A 1,015-nucleotide genomic window follows, 5' to 3' on the forward strand; every position below is an offset into this window, starting at 1 on the left:
AACCGGCTCAGTCCGCATCGTCTCAGTCGGTTCGGTTGCATCAGGCGGCGGCGCATCCGGCTCGGCAACGGGCTCCGTTTGCTCGGCCACTTTCTCGGGCTCGGCTTCGGGCGCCTTTTCGGTCTCCTCGACCGGCTCGGCCTGGGCGGGCACAGCGGCGTCCAGCGTCGCGGCCTGCTCGGGCACGGCCGGCGTCACCACCATCGGCGCCATCTCGATCGCCAGCGCCGACGGCGGCCCGCCATCCGCCGGGTCGACCGGGCTGAAGCTCTGCACCGCATAGGCGACCGCAACATGCGCCCCAAGCACCAGCGCGGCCGCAACCGCCCACAGGCCGAGGTCGCGCCAGCCGAGGCGCGACAGCTCCACCGTTGGCGAGGCGGCCGCTTGCCCGGTCATGGACCAGCGGCTCCGCTTGGCGCCACTGCGGGAGCATCGCCGGCGTGCGCAGCCTCCAGGCCGACCAGGGCGATCTTCAGGTAGCCGGCGCCGCGCAGCAGGTTCATCGCCTCCATCAGGTCGCCATAGGCAACCGCCTTGTCGGCGCGAAGGAAGATGCGCGCCTGCTTGTCGCCTTTGGTCTTGCCGTCAAGCGTGGCGGCGAAAACCTGGCGCGACACGGTGTCGTTGCCGATCGCTAGCGAGAGGTCATCCTTCAACGTCAGGAACAGCGGCGTCTCCGGCCGCGGCGCCGGCGTCGCGGTCGAGCCCGGCAGGTCGACATTGACATCCACCGTCGCCAAGGGCGCTGCGACCATGAAGATGATCAGCAGCACCAGGATGACGTCGATGAAGGGCGTGACATTGATCTCGTGGCTTTCCTCGAGATCGTCGTCCATGGTCTGACGGATGCGGCTGCCCATGGTCTTGCCCCGCTACTGCGCCGCCAGCGCCGTTGCCGGCGCCACCGTGCGGAAATCGAGGTCGCGGCTGACCAGCCGCTCGACGCCGGCGGAGGCGTCGGCAAGGATCTGCCGGTAGCCGGCTATCGAGCGCGCAAAGACGTTGTAGATGA

At 69.2% G+C, this 1,015-nt stretch carries 1 protein-coding gene and 2 pseudogenes; all 3 read right to left on the reverse strand.

The window, feature by feature from the left end; translation table 11 throughout:
- Nucleotides 1–399: pseudogene (locus tag FJ980_RS34350) on the reverse strand (energy transducer TonB); the annotation flags it as partial.
- Nucleotides 396–863 carry a TonB system transport protein ExbD gene (gene exbD / locus FJ980_RS34355; protein WP_140547754.1) on the reverse strand — a complete coding sequence of 156 codons (468 nt, stop codon included), beginning with the start codon at nt 861–863 and terminating at the stop codon, nt 396–398. The pseudogene FJ980_RS34350 and the gene exbD, both read right to left, overlap by 4 nt.
- 12 nt (nt 864–875) lie before the next feature.
- A pseudogene (locus FJ980_RS35770) lies at nt 876–1,015 on the reverse strand (tonB-system energizer ExbB); the annotation flags it as partial.

It is taken from the genome of Mesorhizobium sp. B1-1-5, from assembly GCF_006443065.1.
In the GTDB taxonomy this organism is placed as follows: Bacteria; Pseudomonadota; Alphaproteobacteria; order Rhizobiales; family Rhizobiaceae; genus Mesorhizobium.